Raw genomic sequence first — 20,802 nt, forward strand, 5'->3', positions numbered from 1 at the left:
CGTTTAGATTTTTAATTCTAAAGACTTACCAAAAGTGAAGCCTTGATACCCTTTCAAATTTGCAGTTATACCTTTACTACAAATACGATTAAATTCTTCTTGTGATTCAATTCTCTCTAAGATTATATTGACTTTATTTTTATAGACTTTTAAAAATGAAGTTAACTTATGATACTCATCTTCATTTGTTGGCATTTCAATTTTCACATAATTGTATATGTGCAATTCCGACACTCTAAAGTCACCATTGTAAATATCATAATCATCTGCGGCTAAGTTCACTTTATTGTTTGATAACTCTATCAAGCCAGAGGTTATTTCTCGGCAAGCCCAACAAACACTCACTTCACGCTCGGTCACTTCTATAATTAAATCAATATGTAATGTCTTCAAATAATTTTTGAACTGAATAATTTCATTAACAATGATCCGATTACATACGCAGCTTCTCTCTATGTTCATGAACAATTTTCTATTTTCCAATAACGACAGAAGCTCCGTTTTTTCATTAACCTCTCGACCTAACTCATTACTTATTCTTTTTAATAAATTAAGAAATACAAATGGCAGATTGAAATCGATATCAAATAGATATTTAGCATTGTCAACAGACATCCGGCGTAAATTCACGAGACACTCATAACCTATAATGTTTTTATCTGAATCAACAATAGCTTCTAATTTGTACCCAACATTAACTGTCGATTTGTAGCTATCTGTTTTTAAAGCAGCGTATAATTCTTTACAACTCATTATTCAATCCTCGGATTTTAAATGCTTTATCATTTGGTGTAATTAATAAGTATCCACGCTTTCTGATACAAACAATGTCATAACCATCCGGTAAGAACTTTTTGGCATGATGGACTAACTGAGGAACGCTGCTTTCGCCTACAACACTAAGTGGCCACACAAATGCCTTTATCTCTTCGGTAGAAAATACCGCACCATCGCCTTTAGAACTAAGAATACATAACAACCTTTGATGCTTGTTCGACGCACCACAATTTTGACGCAATTTGACCGGTTTGTAAGCCATATTGTTTACATCATATTTCACGCATTCTTGGCAATTATCAAACAGACATCTATTCATCATAATTCTTAAACCCACTGAGTAGTTAAAATATACGTATTATTGCTAAAAACATATATTTAATAATACTTATTATTACAATATGGACTCATTATATTCTCTAACCGTCGCAGTTACATTAGGCAATATATAAAAAAAATAATTAACTTATGCCTAATAAAACGATATTTTGTGAGGTGAAGTATTTTAAAATCACGCAAAAAAATACCCCATCAAATATTACTATTCAATGGGGTAACCATACACAAACCGATATAATGTTTATCATTTACACCATAGACTTATCTATAGCTGATTATTTATATTCCACTCGCGTGTAAAATTGAATTGCATGACCATATTTATTTCCGTATAGGTGTAAACCAATCAATTCATAGCCTTCTCTAAGATAAAAGGTATCACTCTGCTTATCTTTGTTTTTAGAATCGTTGTAATTACCACATTGCTTATATTTACCATCAGTATATTCAAATCTCATACTGAGTATTTCTGTGCCACCACCTTGTTTATCGTTATAATAATTGCCCCATTCTACCCTGATACTACTGACACCAAGCATAGGTATATCGTCTTTATCCCCACCACTTCCTCCTACCATTGACTCAGATCCGTCTGAGTGACGAACACCAAAGGCATCCACTATCGAACCACAACGCAATAACATTTGAGGATCTTCCTCATCTATTGCAGCAGCAAGCCTAGTGCCATCAACAGGGTCGGAAGGGTATTTCGAATCTGCACTCCGAATATCGCCATAGACTTGTGAAATAATTTCGTGCTCAATATAAAACCTACCGCTTGTCGCTGTAACGGAAGGAGCGCTGGTTAAATACACTGATACGTAACCTTCACCATGTATATCATGTGTCGATAAATAACCAGAATTATCAACAGTAAACAATTCAGGATAATCGGTAGTCCAAGTCCAAGGTAACCCACTATTGGTATAATTGATCCACTGACCAAATAGATTGTATTGCACGGATAATTGATACTCACTCTCGGCATGGAGCTCGCCACTTTCAGGTATTCTTATCTCCATATTCGTATCCCCACCGACTACGCAGGTCACTAGTTTTCCATCATCAATCAGAGGAATTGCAACGTCTGGCACACCCGTTTTTAGATCATAAGTAACAAATCCTTCACCGCCAACGGCAACCGTTGAGGACCAATAGGACTCTTGAACAGACCACTTGGCATTATCACTAGCAAATAGGTTACCTTCTTGCTCATACAAACTGGCTAATTCATCACTTGTTGGCAATCTTGCTCCCATACTCTGACACATGCCTTGGGCATTATCCCATAACACTATCGGTTGCTCGGTTCCAGCAAGAGCATCGACACCATCACCTATAACGGAGCCAACGGTTTTGATCCTGGCATCTTGTGCTTGCTGGTAATTAATGGGACTCAAAAAAAGCGTATCGCTTGCTTCGACATACACATCTTTTAATTGCGACACAACTTTAATATTTATCAATCCTATTGCTAATCCTCCTTTATGATCTGTCAAAGTATAAGTAGCCGTGTAATATCCAGGCGTGGGGGCAGAAAACTGAAAAATAGAAGCAACAAAATCGTTAGATTCTAATACGGTGGGGTCTTCAGCTTGCGCGTAAGCATTAAACACCCGAACATCAATCAGTTGAAGAAAATCACCATCGCTATCTTTGAGATAACGTTTACCAGAGGTACTATCAACCTGCAAATAAACACAATCATCCGATGGTGATGTGGCGTCACAATCACTGATAACATTGCCATCACTATCACTTAAACCCGGCTGAAAATAATCAATAATATCAATGGTAGCCAGTTGATTCGTTTCAATTTCAAAATATTCAAAAATGGCGTCTTGACCTGAAGAGCCTGAACTGAACTCACCGTGTCGAAAATCAAAAGTAGGAGGAATATGACTGTTGGTATACGTTGAGACTGCGATAAATACATTCCCTACACTTAAATTACCATCTGTATCCGAAAAACTGTAAATTAAACGAGAGACACCTGCATCGTCTGCATGCTCACTGGCTATATATTGAATTTCGTTAGTTTGTGTGTCAATCGACTCGATTTTACCCGTACCAACCAGCGATACGTCAGATTGCAACGTTAGATTAACATCTTTAGCGTCAAGTGCTATGGTTAATTCTTTACCAGAATCTATAGAATAAATAACGGGATCCAAGGTCGTCAACTTGGCGTTTTTTTCTAGCATGGTAACTTGCAACAACCCCTTCTGCTCTACAGTGTCATTTTTATCACTCACCGAATATTGATAAACACACACACCTGAAGTTTGTGCGTCAATGGCCACGTTCAGATCACCGAGTTGAACATCATCACACGAAGCGTTCGATGCAAGGTTATCAACACTATTTAATCTTATTGGACTATTATCGCTAGAGTGAACCACGTTGGCGAGATTGATAACTTCTGTCTCTCCTTTATATATGAAGGTTGAAACATCTTCGGCATTAATATTTACAGAAGAAACAATATTGGATTGTGTCTCATCACTATTGTCACTGTCTCCTTGGCCACAACCAAGCAAACTTTGAAAAAGTACGACAACCAGAAAAAATCGGCAAACTTGAGTAAAACTATCAATCATAAATCATTCCAAAATCATTTAAATTATGTACAAGTAAACACATTTTTTCTTATATTAACAAAAGCCTACTATTCATTAATAAATAAAATATGTCATAACATTTTCTATAGAAATACAGCTATTCAATATAAATACGACGATTTAATATCGTTCAATCATCAGATATATTATTCAAAGTTAAATAATTAGTATCTTACTGATTTATTCATCAACCATGAATTTAATAATATTTATTATTTCAATATGAGCTGACAGTAATTTAATAAGGCAAAAACATCACTAGGCAATTTAAATGTATTAATTTGCTTTAATGCCTATTTTTCTGGAATAAGCATCATAATATAACCGTCTAAAAACTCATTGTGTACGATAGAAACAATCCAATTTAGCTTCAAATACCTTTCACACTGAAAACCGAAGGAAACGGCTATCCTTACAGAGTGATCTTTTTAGGTTTCAAGTACTCATGCCTCTAATAATGAAAGACACACACTCGAAAATAACCAACATTAATTGTTATTAACTATCAAAATTATAGAATCAATCGATTTAACTTTGTTCTATAAAGTATTTACCCTACAAATATAATTAATTGATAAAGCGAAATAGACCATGAACAAAAAAGCATTAATCGTTGAAGGTGGCGCAATGCGAGGTATTTTTGCTAGTGGAGTATTGGACGTCTTCATGGAAAAAAATTACTTACCTTACGATTTTACTATTGGTGTATCGGCTGGTGCTTCTAACCTTATTGGGTATCTTTCACATTCTCCCCAACGCAGTTATAACGTTATTACCCAATTAGCCACCGATAAAGGGTTCTACAATCCAGCCCGTTTTGCTAAGGGAGGTAACCTTGTTGATGTAAAGTGGTTGTGGCAACAATCTAACAAACGTTATCCGCTGAACTATGAACAACTGTTTGCTAGCGTTCCAATGTATGCAGCAGTGACAAATATAGACACAGGCAATGCTGATTACTACGAGGTTAAACCCGACACACTTGGAGAGATTATTGAAGCGACCACAGCACTTCCTATCGCTTACCGCCAAACGCCTTGTTTTTCAGGTGGATGCTACACCGATGGTGGCGTAGCAGACTCTATCCCGGTTAGGGAAGCGTATCGACGTGGGGCTCGTGATATTACTGTTATTCTTTCTCATCCATTGAGTTATCAAATGAAAGCAACCAAATATCCGTGGCTGATGAAAAGGTTATTGTCTAAATACCCTAATGTTGCCGAATCCATGCTGGTTCGTGCCGACAACTACAATCAATCCCTTAACTTTATTAGGAACCCACCCAAAGATGCCACCATAAGGGTGATAGCGCCTCCAGAGGATTTTAAAGTAAAACGAATGACAATGAGAACCGATATCCTTGAGCATGGTTACCACACCGGTAAAAAAGCCGGCGAGGAACATTTATCGATAAAAGATGGTGTATATGGACTTGATAGTGAAAACTGCCACTTTTGTTTTTAGAGCAAAATAAGAGTAATCGAAACAAACACGATAAACGATTCTGCTGACGAGAAGCGACTCCGTTATTTCTCCATTATTACTTCACAATTTTGCTGCACAGTTCTGGGTAAATTTAAACATGGATTTACCCAAAATGCCCTCCATTTTGCATTCGCCCCAAAGCTATTTATCGGCCTTAAAATGGTCAATGACTTACTTACTGCACACTTTGTTAAGGTTCCTGTCCTTGTTGGAGCCAGTATCAATACGCAAGATAAAGTGCCTGTCCATGTTAGGTCCACCGTCCATGTTAGGTTTATTATGGTGTGTGTCCCCTTTAGGGTATGCGGCGGACATGGCGTATGTAACGTTTGATGTGGGTGATGGGGAAAAGTATCAATCAGAGATTTTACTGCCAGACATGAATACTATTGAGCATTCTGGCGCAGTGCGGGAGCAGCTGGTTTGTCAATCGCTTCATTCGGTGACTCTGTTTACTGAATTGCAAACTAAAGAGAAAGTGACGGTACCGATCACTAAGTTGGTTACCTACGGATTGACTTTACACAGTAAGGTTGTTGATTCTAGCCAAGACTTATATCGATTTTCGCTCGAATATATGGGTCAGCCAACGTTGTCTATATCATCAGCGGAGACCAATAAAATTATCCTTAAAGATTCACCTGAAGATATTAGGTATCAAGTTAATTTTGCGCTACAAGCCGATATACCGGTATGTAACCAAGTAAACAAGATGATAGGGGGCGACGATCAGTTTTCTTCTACTTTATGTATTACTTTGCATCAGACGGCACTCTAAATTCTGTCGTCTGTTAACTGAGCGCAACCCTATGGCGATGGAGCTAACAATTTACAGTGTAAAATCGTCATTGTGTGGTCAACATTTCTAACAGTTTAGGTAGGAGCGGATGTTGAATATTTTTTGGTCGGACCAAATAGTAGCCCATGCCTGTTGATACGGCTTCATCGTAAAGCCTGACTAGGCGTTGTGCTTTTAAATCTTGCTCGGCTAATTTGATATCCCCTATGGCAATGCCAAATCCTTGAATTGCGGCATTCATTGCTTGATCTAATGTTTGAAAATGTTGATTGGTTTTACTTGATATGCCCTTAATTTGCCAATGATTTAGCCATGTTTTCCAATCGGTTTGCTCAACATTAGCGTGTAACCAAGTGAATTGAGCGATGCGTGTTTCGAGCTTGTCTGTTTTAGAGGCATCAATCTGTTGCATTATATTGGCTGTGCATACTGGCGATAGTTGCTCTTTAAATAGTAATTGCGACTCAATTAACGATGATTTTGATGCTTGACCATAAATAATTGTCGCGTCAAACACATCAAAATCAGGTGCAACAAAGTGAGTTATGGTTGAAGTAAGTTCAACTTTTATATCTGGATAATATTTTTGAAATTCCATTAACTTTGGTAACAACCAAGAAGTAATGCAGCTTGGCGCATTGAGTTTAATGGTTTCGGAATGACTGGACATATCGAGTACTGATTTGCGTATACGAGCGATAATATCCTCTGCATGCGGAATGAATTTTTCCCCTTGTGTGGTTAAGGTTAAGCCACGCGCTTTACGATGAAATAATTGCGTTTCTAATCGTTCTTCCAACATTTTTATCTGCCGACTTACCGCGCCTTGAGTAATATTTAATATTTCGGCAGAACGGGTTAAGTTAAGCTGTCTTGCTGTCACTAAGAATATTTGTAAACTTTTCGTTGAAGGTAGTCTGCTGCTCACAGAAGATCGATTGTGCATAATTTATCTCAAGCCATGTTTTATTTTCATAGCTAGTATGCATTTATTTCGTTTTTTTCTATAGGTCTTTTTTGTTTGAATGGGTTTTATGCAAGGTAATAGCTTATTTTCGAATAATTTAGCACCTTATTCGCATAAAAAATCAGGCAATAAATAGATATCGATTGGATAGAGGGATACAATGGCAACATTAGTTGAGAGATTAGTACCAGAAACGATAAAAAAACTAATACCTTATCAGTCGGCGCGAAGAATAGGCGGTAATGGACGATTGTGGCTAAACGCCAATGAATTAGAACAACCGATCGCTTATAGAGATTGCGATTCTGAATATCATCGTTATCCAGATTTTTTGCCTAGTGATATTGCGGGTGCTTATCAGCAGTATTGTGACACATCGGTGCCAACGCTGGCGGTAAGAGGGGCAGATGAAGCGATTGATTTGATTATAAGAACGTTCTGCGAACCAGCTAAAGATAAGATCCTGATTAGTTCGCCTACTTATGCTATGTATGAATTTTGTGCCGATGCGTTTGCCGTTGACACGATTGATGTACCGCTGCTACTGCCTTCTTTCTCCTTAAATGTGGACGAATTGGCGAGTAAAGCAACGCAAGCGAATGTGGTTTTTTTATGTTCACCCAATAATCCGACGGGGAACTTATTACCACAAGAAAACGTGATTGAAGTACTTGAGAAAACCCGTGAGCGTGCATTAGTTGTGGTTGATGAAGCTTATATTGATTTTGAAATTGAGAACAATCTGGTTGCTCTCATTGAGCAATATCCTAATTTGATTGTTATTAGAACATTATCTAAAGCTTTCGGTTTAGCGGCGGTTCGTTGTGGTTTCATTCTGGCTAATACTGAAATAATGAATTACCTAAAAAAACTCATTCCACCTTATCCAATGCCTGATTCATCATCGCATATTGTGCTGCAAGCTTTGTCTGATGAAGGCTTGTTAAAAATGCGCCAGCGAGTCGATGAACTTAATGCCACTAAACAAGTATTTATCGACACGATTAGTCAGCTAGAATGGATAGATACTATATATCCTTCAGCAACGAATTTTGTTTTAATCAAAACTAATTCATCGGTTAACTTATTCCAATATCTTTTAGATAATGGAGTGGTTACTCGCAACCAAAGCCATGAACCGGCTCTTTCTGATTGTGTAAGAATCACCATCGGAACGCCACAAACAATGCATGAAGTCGCAACGCTACTTCTGCAACTGAATAACTCTATAGAACAATGATTCAAGGAAGGAAACTCTAATGAAAAAATTACTGTCCGTTATCACATGTGTTGCAAGTCTAATATGTACATCTGTCATAGCAAAAGAAGTTCGTCTTGCTTCTGATTTTACTTACCCTCCATTTAACTATAAAAACAGTGATGGTGTGCCCGTCGGTTTTGATATCGAAATTGCAGATGCATTATGTGCCGAAGCTGAACTCGATTGTGTTTGGGTTGCGCAAAACTGGGATGCACTTATTCCTGGCTTACTCGCAAAGAAATCTGACGTTATTATGGCGTCAATGAGAATTACTGAAGAACGTAAAAGAAGAATACTTTTCACCGATAAATACTACCAAACACCAGCGGGTTTTGTTGCGCCAAAATCAAGCGATTTCACTATGGATAAAGCTGGCCTAAAAGATAAAGTTATTGGTGTTCAACGCGGTACAACTGCAGACCGCTATGTAACTGACATGTTTGATGATGTGGCTGAAATTAAGCGTTATTCAGGTCAAGATGAAGTGTATATTGATATGAGTAACAAACGTTTGGATGTTACTTTTGGCAATACTGACCAACTGGCATTGGCTTTTTTAGAAACCAAGCTAGGAGAAGATTTTGAATTTAAAGGTGATGTCGTCACTGATAAAGCTTATATCGGTGAAGGAACGGCGTTAGCATTGAGAAAACAAGATACTAAATTAGCAGAAAAGTTTAACCAAGCTATTGCAGCAATACTTGCTAACGGAACTTACGATAAAATTGCCGCTAAATATTTTACTTTCGATATTTACGGAGAAAAGTAATCTGATAGCACTCATCAGATGCGCGTCTATTGTTATCTTTAGACGTACATAAAAAAACCAACATGGATACTATTCATTCATGCTGGTTTTTTTGCTTTTACCCATCGGCCGTTTTGTTTTTGTCGACTAATTTTTTCTGTCAGCTAGTTTTCTATCAACAAACGGTGCTTCATTCCATGCGGACATTCATTCACATGCCATGAAGATATTAAGCCAAATACCGTGGAGATATTAAACCAAATGCGCTGGAGATATTAATCCAACGTTATTTGCGCGGTATACCGATGTTCATCGTGACTATTGCTGTACTGCCAGCCATATCTTGCCGCTAATTTTTTACTTAAATTCAAGCCTAAACCGAAGCCTAGATCCGGTGTTGAGTTTGACGAGAAATGACTAGTATTAATAACCGTTACCTTGCCTTTATTTTGGATAACCGTTACTTGTCCATCGCTTGTATGCTGAAACGCATTGCGAATTAGGTTGGCTAAAACAATGCGACAAGGTATTTCCGCTATATAGATCGTACAATCGGATGTATCTACATGTAGCTCAACTGGTTTACCTTTGATCAAATACCCCAACTCCATAACCAGTTCATTGATCATATCTTGTAAGTTTATTTTTTCACTTTGCGGCAAATTTGAATCATCACGACTTAACCATAACAAGGTTTCCGTTAGATGAGTCATGGTTTTTCCAGCACGGTCGATTCGCTGTAAAATTGCAACTTGTTTAGCACTTCCCTGATCTTTTTGGTAAACCTTACTCAATAATTCTGTATTGGCTCTGATAACGGAAATCGGTGTTCTAAGTTCATGGCTAGCATAACTTAAAAACTGCTGTTCTCTTTCGACACTTTGTTGAACCGAGCTTAAACTCGATTGAATGATATCGGCTAAGGTGTTCAATTCACCATATTGAAAATCTGGTGGTGGTTGTTTGAGGCTTTCTTCATCTAATGCTTTGGCCCAGTTTTTTAGTGATTCTACTGGGCGAGTGACTTTTCTTATCATAAAAAACAAGCCAAATGTGAAGGCCGCAATCACACTCATCGCCACAACAATAAGCCACATTAAGTGCCGAATACGTTTTTCACCTTCAATCCCTTCTAGGTCATCCAGTGCCAAGAAGGATTTGGCAATATAACGTACCTCTCCTTGACGATTTAGTGCTTTCATAACGAAGTACATTTCTGTTGGAGGCGAGAAAAAGCCACCACCTTTTGCTTGCTTTGCTATTTTAGTAAGCTGCTCTGGCGGTTTGTTGTCAAACATCTCTTTAACTCTCGGCGGGATATCTTGCCAGCGAGCAGACACTTGATAACCCATCACATCTAGCAAGTGCCCTTCTTGAACGCCTTCTACATTGGCAAAGTCTCGCATGGTTTGTGCTTGTCCTCTGTCCATGCCTTGAAAGAAATAGTCGAGAGTTAACACAGAAAAAAACAGTGTCATTATTGAGGCCAGTAAAATCATACCAGCAACAAATCGGATTTTAAGACTTGGCCTAATCATCATTGGATTGTCATTGTCCTTTGGTTATTTTTATTGTGGTTATTTTTACTGGGTTTAGACATGTTATGTCTTTCAATTATGTTTGCAGATTTAACTGCTTTCGCTGCTGCTATTTGTCTTCAATAGAGAAACCAAAACCAGGAATGGTGTGCAACATGGTTTTTTCTCCCACCGAATCGAGCTGTTTTCTCAAATTGAAAATGTGAACTTTTAAACTGTTACTTTCTGGCTGATCGTCACCCCAAATTTCTCGGTTTATCTGTTCTCTAGAAACCGGATTAGGGCTATTTCTGAGCAACAATTCTAGTATTTTTATTGCCGTGGGTGACAACCTCATCACCTGTCCATTTCTGCTGGCCTCTTTTTTCTCTAGATCAAGAGAAATATCGGCAACGGTTAACAAGGAAACCTGACCACTGCGGCGGCGAGCTAAGGCTTGAATGCGTACAATCAGCTCTTCCATCGCGAATGGTTTAACCAAATAGTCGTCGGCACCTTTAGAGAAGCCGGTTAATTTGTCATTTAGGGTATCCATGGCGGTCAACATCAGTACTGGAGTATCAATTCCTTGCGCTCGCATCGCTTCACACACCGCTAATCCGTGCATTTGCGGTAAATTTAGATCCAGAATTATTACGCTGTACTGGTTTTTTTCAATGAGATTCAAGCCAACCACACCGTTCACGGCATGGTCGCATTGCATATCTTCAAGCTCTAGATAATCGACCACCGCTGTAGCGAGGTCGATATCGTCTTCAACTAAGAGTAAATTTAACACTCGTTTATCACTTCCTTTGAAGGTGAAATTTTGTTAATTAACTTACCACAAATTGTACTAATTTCATGGTTGATCAGTAACAGTGATGGTATTAACACTAAGGTAATTAAGGTAGCAAACATGATCCCATAACCTAACGCTGCCGCCGCAGGAATAAGAAACTGTGCTTGTACCGATGTTTCACCTAATAATGGCGCTAAACCTGCGAAGGTGGTAAATGAAGTAAGTAACACCGCTCGTAATCGGCCTGTACACGCTTCATAAATTGCCTCTTTGACTTGCATATTTTTTTCTCGAACCAAGGTGTTGAATCGAGAGACTAACAACAAGCTGTCGTTGACTACTACGCCACTTAAGGCCAACACGCCATTTAGCGATAAAATACTAATAGTAAGATCATTCACTACATGGCCCAATATTGCGCCAACAATACCAAACGGAATGGCCATCATGATCAAGACGGGTTGAACATAAGATCGTAACGGAATAGCCAATAAAGCATAGATGGCGATCAACGCGATCACAAACATGCTGCTCATTGAGCTTGTCGTTTCGGCTTGATGCTCTGCTTCTCCGGCAAAATCGATTGATAGCCCTGAATATTGATCCAATAAGCTTGGTACTAAATCAGTTTTAAGTTGCTGTACCAATTCGTTAGAAGCAATAACTTGCTTATCAACACTTGCGGTAATATAGACTGCTCGTAGGTTATCAATACGGGTTACTTCCGATTGCTGATATTCGGTATAAACCTTGGCAACCGAACTTAAAGGAACCGCAATACCGTCGTCGGTGCGAATACGTGCATCCATGATATCGGCTAAGGTTTGTCTCTGTTCTTCTGGGTAACGCACTTTCACTTTCACTTCATCACTGTCGCGTTGAAATTTTTGCACTGTAGAACCACCAAACGAGCGCAAGATTTGTGAAGAGAGGCTTGATGTATCAATGCCTAACGACCGCCCTTGTTCGGTAAGTTCAAATCGATATTGTGGTTCGCCCGGACTCATGTTGTCATCGATGCCACTCACGCCTGCAATACTCTCAAGTTTCGCTTTCATCGCGGCACCTGCTGCGAAGACGGTTTCGGTATCCCATGCTTTTAGTTCAACTTTAAAGGTGTCACCCATGGACTTTTTCGCTTCAATACTGAGTTTTTTAACACCTTCTGGATTGCCTGCCAGCTTTTTCCATTCAGTGAGCAGTTCATTCGGGTCGTAGACGCTATCACTATCTAGTTCTACGGTGACTGTCCCGCTATCGTCACTTTCTGCTATAACTTGTAGGTTAAGAATTTCACTCTCTGCTTGACCATATTGAGCAATAAGGTTGGCATCGGCTGCGATCACGCTGCTTTCAAGCTGCAATAGGCCCGCTTCTGTTTGGCCAAAACTGGCGTCGTCGTACATGGATATTTCACCACGAACGGTATCGCCAGAAATATCTGGGAAGAATGAGACTCGCACTTTTCCGGTCATTGGCATGCCAACAACTAAAACAAAAAGAGATAAAAATAGCACCAACACTGCATAGCGATATTCAAGTGCTATGCGAATTGCTCTGCGGTAAATTCGATTGCTAAACCATTGTAGCCCTGCATCTGCGCCATGCTGAACCTTAGACCAAATGCCTTTTTTGTTACCGCGATGAGTGTTTAAATGAGCCAAATGGGATGGCAATATGAGTTTAGATTCAACCACAGAAAGCAATAAACAGATCATTACAACGGTGCCAAATTGGGCGTAAATTTCACCTAAATGCCCTTCTACATTGGCTATCGCGACAAATGCAGCAACGGTGGTTAAGACACCAAAAATGGTTGGAACCGCGACTTTTAAAGTGCCTCTTATGGTGCTTTTTACACTGTCGCCCTCTTCACGCCGAGTGGTGTAAATACTCTCACCAACCACCACCGCGTCGTCCACCACAATACCGAGTGCCATGATAAAGCCAAAGGTGGTCATTTCATTGATGGTGAGCCCGGTAAAGTTGTCGGTCATAAAATACAGTGTGCCAAAGAAGACAAACGGTAAACCAGCCGCAACCCAGAAGGCGACCCTTAAGTTTAAAAAAATTGCCAGAATAATGAACACAAGGGCAATACCTGAGAGCGCATTTTCAACCAATAAAGTAAGACGATCTTTTATGATGGTACTTGAGTCATACCAGGTGGTGAGTTGCACATTTTCTGGTAAATAATTGGCAGAATTCCATTTGTCCACCACTTGATTAGCCTGATCGACGATCTTGGTAATGTCTCCGTATTCGTCCATCACAATTTCAATTGCCATTCCGCTTTGCTGGTTGTAGCGAGACAAAGTGTAAGTGTCATCAGAAAACGTTTCTTGCACGTTAGCAATGTCACCTAGATAAATGTTGCTACCGTCTGATAAAGTAAGTAAACGAATGCTTGAAAACTCTTGCTGTTGATACGCTTGTTGTGAAACTTTAAGACGGACGACTTTTTCATCGTTACGCAAACTCGTAGTGACAGAACTGGATGATTCAGCATTGATCGCATCAGACACATCCGACAAAGTGAGTCCATAAGCCTGCAACTTCGCTTCATCAAGTTCAACAGAGATCATTGGATCGGCCGTGGCTTTGATCTCTAAATCACGAATAGCCGGCTGCGTAAGCAGATCGGTTTTTAAATTCTGCGCAAGATCTTGAAAGGTGGATCGCTCGGCATCGCCATACAGTTGCACCCAAATTGCGTGATCTTGCCTAGTGGCTTTTTCTATTACGGGCTTTTCTGCATCCGAAGGAAAATCGTTAATAGCGTCTACTTTGGTTTTAATATCGGTAAATAGAGTATCTAATTGGTAGTCATTGGTTTTCTCAACCACAACATAGCTACCACTGGCATTAGAGGTTGATGTAATAGTGTCGATGCCAGCTAAGCTTTCAAGCGCTTCTTCTATTTTTATCGCAATACCTTTTTCTGCTTGCTCAGGGTCGCCGCTATCATAAGTGACCGCGATAGTTACTTTATCTGGCGCTAAACTGGGAAACGCTTCTTTACGTATTTCGTTTAACGAGAAAACACCCATAACAATTGTGGCAATAAGCAACAGGTTAGCCGCAACCGAGTTGCGAGCAAACCAGCCTATGATCCCTTCACTTGGGTTTGAGTTAGAATTCTGCATCGGGATTATCCTTCCACCTTAGGTGCTACCTGCATTCCTACCACGTAATTGCTCAATGGCCTTTTGATTATTTTTGCCGAGTGACTATTTTCTATCGGTTGTACATAAACCGAGCCCGACTTCTCGAAGACTTTTTCCGCTGGTACTTTATTGAGCTGATTATTGTCGGTTAAATACCAAATATCGCCTTGTTGCGAAATTGCCGATGCCGGTAGTTTCCATGTGTTATCCAATTCCGCGCCTTCAATATGGGCTTGGACAAACGTTCCTGGGAGTAAAGCGACGGGCTGTTCGAATGGTTGATCAACTGCAACAATCAATGAACGTTGACGAGATGTAGTATCGACATGTTGTTCAATGCGTCTAACGTATCCTTGCCAGCTATTTTCACCATCAGAACTGTACAGCGTCACTGGCCATGTTTTATTGGCTTGGTTTGCTAGATCATCGTTCTCCAGCTCCCCATTTTGCAAATCATTATTAGTCATATTTGGCAAAGATTGCCACTGCTTCATCGATAATGGGATGTCTATTTCAACGCGATCTGTACTGTATAATTCCGCAATCGATGTGCCTGTTTGTACATAGCTACCCGGTTGAATATTACGTTCAACAATTAAGGCATCAAATGGTGCTTTAATGATGGTTTTAGCCAGATCTTGTTGCGCCTTTTTAAGGCTATATGTGGCATTTTCTACCGCTGCTTTCTGAACCGCTAACTGAGGTTCACGAAGCACTAAAGGTGAATTTGGTTCACCTTCGATCCCAGAACGTTGCCACTCTAACCGAGCTTGTTCTCCTGTTCTTTGCTCTTCAAGTAAATCTAATTTCGCTTGCGCTAAATTTGACTTAGCCTCGGCAACGGCTTGCAAATAAGATGTGTTCTCTAACTGCGCTAAAACTTGGCCTTGTTTGACCAATTTCCCGGTTGCAAAATCGTCTTTCAGCTCAATGACTCGGCCACTAACTTCTGCACTATAGGTCATGGCATAATGCGCTACCGCTTCGCCATAACCCTTAACTAAGGCTTTATAAGTATCAGCCTCAACCTCAAGCACAACAACACTTGGCGCACTAGCAGACAACATTTCTTGCGGTGCCTGTCCTTGTAACGAAGCGGCAGATTGACCTGCTTGTTGAGGTGCCTGTCCCTGTAACGAAGCGGCAGATTGGTCTGCTTGTTGAGGTGCCTGTCCCTGTAACGAAGCGGCAGATTGGCCTGCTTGTTGAGGTGCCTGTCCTTGTAACGAAGGCGAAGGTTTGGCGGAGATTTGGGCTTGGTTGTAGGCAACGGCACTGGCTAAACATGCCATGGATGCGAAGGTAACAAGAATAGGTAATGGTTTTAGTTTCATGAGGATACTCCTAAGCCCAACGCTAGGCCTAAATCAATACGGTTGACTAAACGGTTATAAATCACTTCGGTAAGGTTGGCTTTAACGTCAAAGCCACTGGTTTGGACAGAGATGAGATCAGAAATATCAACCAGTCCTTGTCGATATTTTTCTTGATAGTTAGCGTAACTTCGCTTGGCACTTTCTAAAGCGATTTGTAAATGTTGCTGCTGCTCGGCTAAGGACTTTTCTTGACCCAGTGCGTTCTCGACTTCATTCACTGCATTCAGTAGGGTTTCTTTGTAAACCCAATAGGCGTTTTCTGTGGTTAACTCTGCGATGTCAATTTGCGATTGTAAGTAGCCACCATCTAAAATAGGTGCAGATAATTGACCAAGCAAACTCCATAACGGACTAGCAAACAGGGCTGATGTCGGCGAGGATGCGGTATCGGATAAAGCGACTGATAAACTAATTGAAGGCAGTAACGCTTTATATGCTGCGGTGGTTCTGAACTCTTCCGCTTCGAGGTCGTAAAAAGCGCTTTGTAGATCTGGGCGTCTGGATAAGTCTTGCTCAGGAAGAGACACTAGCGGTGTGAGCACTTGTGGAAATTGAGAACGGACGTTGAACGTTTGATCATCACCAACGTTGCCGAGTAGTAACGCCAAACTTCTTTCATTTTGCGCCAATTGTTCAGTGTATTCAGCCAGTGTAGAACGTGTTGCAGCACTTTCTGTTTTTGCTGTGTCTAGGTCTTCTAGATCGCCTAAACCTGAACGATATTTTTCTAAAATCATTTGTTCGTTATCTTCGAGTAATTTTAGACGTAATAATTCGATATCAACCAATTGCTTCTGCAAGCTAATTTGTAACCAGGCACGCATAATATTGGCGGCTAACGTGTCTGTCGCACTTTGATAGGTGGCGATACTGCTAGCGATATCTTTGTCCGCAGCTTTGGTTTCATTGCCAATTTCATTCCATAAATCTAATTCCCAACTGACGGTTAGATCGGCGCTGTATTCTGAATCTGAGCCTTCTTCTTTACTGGCATCGTATCCTGCTGTCAGGGACGGAATTCTATCGCTATTGGTTTCATCTCGTTGTGCATAAACAATTTTCAGAGCCGTTAGAGTTTGTTGCAAGCTGGGATTATTTTTCATGGCTTGCTTAATAAGGGTATCTAACTCTGGAATGTTCATGAGTTCGGTCAATTGAACTACTTCGGTTGCATCTGGTTGTTGAGCATTCCATGCTATTTGCTGCTGAAGCGATTGCTTGGCAAGCTCTTGAAAATTATTATCTGATGATGAACTGCACCCCATTAGTCCGATAATAGCGAATGCTAAAAGGCTACGATTCATTTTTCGATAAGACATCATGTTACGTCTCTCCTATTTATAATCGCATCAGGATAAAAGAGACAGGGTTAAGGAAGGGTTAAGACAGCGTTACTAAGCATTAATTAATTGTGATGCTTATAGAGGGCTAACATATTTTTAATCTATTGAAGATAGCTAATTTCTATTTCAATGTGATCTTGATTACAAAAGTGCTTTTTTATTAACAGATTACAGGAGGTTGAACGTTTATTATCGAACGGTGGAGCGATATAATAATATTATATTTCAAAATGTGTTCGAGTAAGTTGGTTATCTAAGATCTTATCCCATTGATGCCGTTTTTTTGTTCTATCCCTTACTCCAAACAAGCTATTTTCACCTCTTCAATTATAACTAACGGTTTATGAATTTTTCTAAAAAAGCACTGTTGCATAATGCCTCTCTTGCGTGGCCAATGACCTGTAATGCCATATTATTGCAGTCGGTTGGTATTATTGATTTATTACTGATTGCTTCACTTGGCGAATCACAAGTTGCGGCTTTTGGGATTGCTGGCGCTATTGTGGCGTTCATTATTGGTATCCAGTTTGCCATTGCGAATGGAACGCAATTAGTTCTGTCTAGAGCGGTGGGCGCGGGCAACAAACAGAATGTAGGTTTAGTGATGGCGTCAGCTTGGGTCACTAACCTTGGTTTTTCTCTGTTTGCGCTGATTAGTTTAGTTTTCATTAACGATCCGCTGATTGATTATATTACCCATGACCCACTGGTTGCGGCAGACGCTAAAAGCTACGTTAATATCTCTTTATTATTACTGTTGTTTTCATCGGCATCACAAGTTGTGGTGGTGTATTTTAATTCGACGAAACAAACCCGTATCCCTTTGTATGGGTTTATGATTGAAATTCCGTGCAATGTTATTTGTAGTTTTATTCTTATTTATGGTGTTTGGGGAGCGCCTGAGCTAGGGCTTGCTGGTGCAGCTTGGGGGAGTGTTATTGCGATTGTGATCCGCTTTATTTACCTTGCATTTAGATTGAATCAAGAGAAAATTAAAGGTCATATTGCAGGGTTTAACATTGTGAGTAAAGTCTCGGTCATCGAGCATATTCAAGAAGTGGTTCCTATTGTGGCGAATTTTATTGTGTTGCTAACAGGGACTTTGTTATTTCAAGTATTATTTGCTCAGCTATCTGTGGCGGCTTATGCAGCGATCACACTGGTTTTACCATGGATAAAAATTGGCTCAATGTTTGCCAATACATGGGCGCAAGCGAGTACCATTTTAGTTAGCCAACATATTGGTAAAAACGAACAACGCCAAATTCCACCTTTTGTGGCGCAATCTCTGGTAGTAACGCGCATTATTTCAGTGTTCATTGTATTTGTGTTTTATGCGTTTAGTGAACTCGCGCCATGGCTATACCCAAATTTATCGACAGAAACGTTAACCGCATTGGCGACAATTGCACCGGTTTATATCGTTTTGCCGCTCATACGAACCAACAATATGTTTTGCGGTAATATGATCCGAGCGATGGGTGATAGTTATATGATTGTGCGAATCAACATTATCACTCAGTGGATTATCTCTTTGCCACTTTGTGCGTTAATGATTTATCTAGGCGCTCCATTATATGTTGTATTTGGTATTATGTTATTTGATGAAATATTGAAATTTCAGCCATTTAGAAACACGTTACGTCGCCGTTTAGATAGATATGAACAAACTGGCCTGTAAGCTATTTTATAAGCCAAAAAGAAAGCCATTACTGGTTGCCCGAGTAATGGCTTGTCTGTATTCATTTAGCCTATCAAGTGATGTAATAACAGCTTGTGCTAGGCTGATGCTTCTTCTCTAAGTTTCTTTTCTTTATGGAATTTTTTCTCACCGAAGTAAGCATAAAGAAGACAAAGAATCGAAATACCACAAGACGCGGTTAGTAGCATAAAGCCACCATCCCAGCCAAAGTGATCCACCGTATAACCAAGTACTGCGTTAGCGGCTACTGCACCACCTAAATAACCAAACAAACCGGTTAAACCAGCCGCGGTACCCGCTGCTTTTTTCGGTGCAAGTTCAAGTGCATACAAACCAATCAGCATAACTGGACCATAGATCAAAAAACCAATTGCAACCAATGCAGCCATATCGATACCAGGGTTACCAGCAGGGTTAAACCAGTATACAAGAACAGCTAACGTAACCAATAACATGAACAAAATACCCGCTGGTGCACGACGGCCTTTAAACCATTTATCAGAAATCCAACCACAAAGAAGCGTACCAGGAATACCTGCCCACTCGTAAAGGAAGTAAGCCCAAGACGATTTATCTACACTAAAATCTTTTGCTTCAGAAAGATAAGTTGGCGCCCAATCAAGCACACCATAACGAATCAAATAAACGAATGCGTTAGCGATAGCGATGGACCAAAGTAATTTGTTGTTAAACACATACTTAAAGAAAATTTCTTTCGCGGTCATCTCTTGTTCGTTGGAAGGATCGTAGTCATCCGGATAGTCATTTTTATACTCTTCAATAGGAGGAAGACCGACTGATTGAGGCGTATCACGCAATGTAATCCAAATAAAAATAGCAACTAATGTGGCAAAAAATGCAGGTACGTAGAATGCGGTATGCCAATCATCATTAAACAGCCATAAACCCAAAATAAACATTGGACCGATAAGTCCACCACCAACATTATGTGCAACATTCCAAACCGAAACTATTCCACCACGTTCTTTACGAGACCACCAATGCACCATGGTTCGGCCGCATGCTGGCCACCCCATACCTTGGAACCAACCATTTAAAAACAACAAAATAAACATGGCGGCTATACTTTGCGTTGCCCAAGGCATAAAGCCGAAACAAAACATGACTGCCGCGGAGGCAAGTAAGCCAAAACTTAAAAAGTATCTCGGATTAGAGCGGTCTGAAACATTACCCATCAAAAATTTAGATAATCCATAGGCAATAGAAACGGCAGAAAGTGCTACCCCTAACTGTCCTCGAGTAAAACCTTGTTCAATAAGAAAGGGCATCGCTAAACTGAAATTTTTCCGAACCAGGTAATATCCGGCATAACCGAAAAATATGCCTAAGAAAAGTTGCCATCTCATGCGTGTGTAAGTGGAATCAACTTGATCGCCAGAGAGGCGTTCAATATGCTCCTTTGGTTTGAATATACCAAACATTTCATTATCCTTTTTCATTTTTAGATGATTGGGCGTGCAGACTACGAAACAAAGAATGCGTGAACGCGCATTTTAATGTCATTAAATAATTATAAAAGAGATATCCATACATTTTTTTAAACATTCTTTTACATATTTTAATATATGGTATTTAGATCACAATTAAGCATAATGTTCTAATTAACTCCATTAAAACCACTTAACTGTCGTTTCATTTTTATTTCTAATTTATTACAACAAAACAAAAACAAAAAATATCAATTACTTAGGTGACAATGAGAACTATAAATCACAAGCTGCTCAGTAGAAAATAACGAATACTTTATAAAAAATAGTATGCATAAAAATGAATAACCTTCACTTATATACTTAAAAAATAAAAGGTTATTTTGATATGTATATCAATTAACAATTGATGGGCTTTATACAACAAATAAATAATTTAGCAACATAAAT

Annotated in this window: 15 protein-coding genes; 5 read left to right on the plus strand and 10 right to left on the minus strand. The window is 39.6% G+C overall.

Translation table 11 applies throughout. The annotated features are described in order from the left end of the window. Window positions 1-3 precede the first annotated feature (3 nt). The 3 genes from ACLKML_RS04585 to ACLKML_RS04595 all read right to left on the minus strand — a co-directional run bounded on the left by ACLKML_RS04585 (window position 4) and on the right by ACLKML_RS04595 (window position 3,716). Window positions 4-753: a hypothetical protein gene (locus ACLKML_RS04585; protein WP_413282548.1), complete on the minus strand. Its 750-nt coding sequence runs from the start codon at window positions 751-753 to the stop codon at window positions 4-6. Beyond that, window positions 743-1,099: a winged helix-turn-helix domain-containing protein gene (locus ACLKML_RS04590; RefSeq protein WP_413282549.1), complete on the minus strand. Its 357-nt coding sequence runs from the start codon at window positions 1,097-1,099 to the stop codon at window positions 743-745. The genes ACLKML_RS04585 and ACLKML_RS04590 overlap by 11 nt, the downstream gene beginning before the upstream one ends. A gap of 292 nt (window positions 1,100-1,391) precedes the next feature. After that, entirely contained in the window at window positions 1,392-3,716 is a 2,325-nt protein-coding gene (locus ACLKML_RS04595) for a beta-prism lectin domain-containing protein (RefSeq protein WP_413282550.1), read from the minus strand. 612 nt (window positions 3,717-4,328) lie between these two features. Here ACLKML_RS04595 and ACLKML_RS04600 point away from each other — a divergent pair. Both ACLKML_RS04600 and ACLKML_RS04605 read left to right on the plus strand, forming a co-directional pair. Then, the gene (locus ACLKML_RS04600) at window positions 4,329-5,201 is read left to right on the plus strand and encodes a patatin-like phospholipase family protein (RefSeq protein WP_413282551.1); all 873 of its coding nucleotides are present in this window, start codon (window positions 4,329-4,331) and stop codon (window positions 5,199-5,201) included. 286 nt (window positions 5,202-5,487) lie between these two features. After that, complete coding sequence (locus tag ACLKML_RS04605; RefSeq protein ID WP_413282552.1) at window positions 5,488-6,000, plus strand: hypothetical protein; 513 nt, start codon at window positions 5,488-5,490, stop codon at window positions 5,998-6,000. Between the two features lie 67 nt (window positions 6,001-6,067). On the opposite strand, the gene ACLKML_RS04610 is transcribed toward ACLKML_RS04605, so the two are convergent. Continuing rightward, window positions 6,068-6,949: a LysR substrate-binding domain-containing protein gene (locus ACLKML_RS04610; RefSeq protein ID WP_413283725.1), complete on the minus strand. Its 882-nt coding sequence runs from the start codon at window positions 6,947-6,949 to the stop codon at window positions 6,068-6,070. A gap of 199 nt (window positions 6,950-7,148) precedes the next feature. Between ACLKML_RS04610 and hisC the strand changes: the two genes are divergently transcribed. Continuing rightward, window positions 7,149-8,228 carry a histidinol-phosphate transaminase gene (hisC, locus tag ACLKML_RS04615; protein ID WP_413282553.1) on the plus strand — a complete coding sequence of 360 codons (1,080 nt, stop codon included), beginning with the start codon at window positions 7,149-7,151 and terminating at the stop codon, window positions 8,226-8,228. 19 nt (window positions 8,229-8,247) lie between these two features. After that, window positions 8,248-9,018, plus strand: coding sequence for a transporter substrate-binding domain-containing protein (locus ACLKML_RS04620; RefSeq protein WP_413282554.1), 771 nt, complete (start codon window positions 8,248-8,250; stop codon window positions 9,016-9,018). A gap of 254 nt (window positions 9,019-9,272) precedes the next feature. Here ACLKML_RS04620 and ACLKML_RS04625 read toward each other — a convergent pair whose 3' ends face one another. The 5 genes from ACLKML_RS04625 to ACLKML_RS04645 form a co-directional block, all read right to left on the minus strand. After that, a complete protein-coding gene (locus tag ACLKML_RS04625) occupies window positions 9,273-10,538 on the minus strand; it encodes a sensor histidine kinase (RefSeq protein WP_413282555.1) in 1,266 nt (421 codons plus the stop codon). Between the two features lie 106 nt (window positions 10,539-10,644). Then, a complete protein-coding gene (locus ACLKML_RS04630; RefSeq protein ID WP_413282556.1) occupies window positions 10,645-11,313 on the minus strand; it encodes a response regulator transcription factor in 669 nt (222 codons plus the stop codon). After that, window positions 11,307-14,462 carry an efflux RND transporter permease subunit gene (locus ACLKML_RS04635; protein WP_413282557.1) on the minus strand — a complete coding sequence of 1,052 codons (3,156 nt, stop codon included), beginning with the start codon at window positions 14,460-14,462 and terminating at the stop codon, window positions 11,307-11,309. Before ACLKML_RS04635 ends, ACLKML_RS04630 begins: the two co-directional genes overlap by 7 nt. 5 nt (window positions 14,463-14,467) lie before the next feature. Further along, window positions 14,468-15,817 carry an efflux RND transporter periplasmic adaptor subunit gene (locus tag ACLKML_RS04640; protein WP_413282558.1) on the minus strand — a complete coding sequence of 450 codons (1,350 nt, stop codon included), beginning with the start codon at window positions 15,815-15,817 and terminating at the stop codon, window positions 14,468-14,470. Beyond that, window positions 15,814-17,181 carry a TolC family protein gene (locus ACLKML_RS04645; protein WP_413282559.1) on the minus strand — a complete coding sequence of 456 codons (1,368 nt, stop codon included), beginning with the start codon at window positions 17,179-17,181 and terminating at the stop codon, window positions 15,814-15,816. Before ACLKML_RS04645 ends, ACLKML_RS04640 begins: the two co-directional genes overlap by 4 nt. 364 nt (window positions 17,182-17,545) lie before the next feature. Between ACLKML_RS04645 and ACLKML_RS04650 the strand changes: the two genes are divergently transcribed. Beyond that, window positions 17,546-18,883: an MATE family efflux transporter gene (locus ACLKML_RS04650; RefSeq protein WP_413282560.1), complete on the plus strand. Its 1,338-nt coding sequence runs from the start codon at window positions 17,546-17,548 to the stop codon at window positions 18,881-18,883. Window positions 18,884-18,981: 98 nt separating this feature from the next. Here ACLKML_RS04650 and glpT read toward each other — a convergent pair whose 3' ends face one another. Next, entirely contained in the window at window positions 18,982-20,346 is a 1,365-nt protein-coding gene (gene glpT, locus ACLKML_RS04655; protein WP_413282561.1) for a glycerol-3-phosphate transporter, read from the minus strand. Window positions 20,347-20,802 lie beyond the last annotated feature (456 nt).

The sequence above is a fragment of the Vibrio sp. MA40-2 genome (genome assembly GCF_047302445.1).
GTDB lineage: Bacteria > Pseudomonadota > Gammaproteobacteria > Enterobacterales > Vibrionaceae > Vibrio.

Excerpts from the sequence above, each read along its gene's own strand:
- ACLKML_RS04585 (WP_413282548.1), bottom strand. The coding sequence starts at position 753 with ATGAGTTGTAAAGAATTATACGCTGCTTTAAAAACAGATAGCTACAAA.
- ACLKML_RS04590 (WP_413282549.1), bottom strand. The coding sequence starts at position 1,099 with ATGATGAATAGATGTCTGTTTGATAATTGCCAAGAATGCGTGAAATAT.
- ACLKML_RS04595 (WP_413282550.1), bottom strand. The coding sequence starts at position 3,716 with ATGATTGATAGTTTTACTCAAGTTTGCCGATTTTTTCTGGTTGTCGTA.
- ACLKML_RS04600 (WP_413282551.1), top strand. The coding sequence starts at position 4,329 with ATGAACAAAAAAGCATTAATCGTTGAAGGTGGCGCAATGCGAGGTATT.
- ACLKML_RS04605 (WP_413282552.1), top strand. The coding sequence starts at position 5,488 with ATGTTAGGTTTATTATGGTGTGTGTCCCCTTTAGGGTATGCGGCGGAC.
- hisC (WP_413282553.1), top strand. The coding sequence starts at position 7,149 with ATGGCAACATTAGTTGAGAGATTAGTACCAGAAACGATAAAAAAACTA.
- ACLKML_RS04620 (WP_413282554.1), top strand. The coding sequence starts at position 8,248 with ATGAAAAAATTACTGTCCGTTATCACATGTGTTGCAAGTCTAATATGT.
- ACLKML_RS04625 (WP_413282555.1), bottom strand. The coding sequence starts at position 10,538 with ATGATGATTAGGCCAAGTCTTAAAATCCGATTTGTTGCTGGTATGATT.
- ACLKML_RS04635 (WP_413282557.1), bottom strand. The coding sequence starts at position 14,462 with ATGCAGAATTCTAACTCAAACCCAAGTGAAGGGATCATAGGCTGGTTT.
- ACLKML_RS04640 (WP_413282558.1), bottom strand. The coding sequence starts at position 15,817 with ATGAAACTAAAACCATTACCTATTCTTGTTACCTTCGCATCCATGGCA.
- ACLKML_RS04645 (WP_413282559.1), bottom strand. The coding sequence starts at position 17,181 with ATGATGTCTTATCGAAAAATGAATCGTAGCCTTTTAGCATTCGCTATT.
- ACLKML_RS04650 (WP_413282560.1), top strand. The coding sequence starts at position 17,546 with ATGAATTTTTCTAAAAAAGCACTGTTGCATAATGCCTCTCTTGCGTGG.
- glpT (WP_413282561.1), bottom strand. The coding sequence starts at position 20,346 with ATGTTTGGTATATTCAAACCAAAGGAGCATATTGAACGCCTCTCTGGC.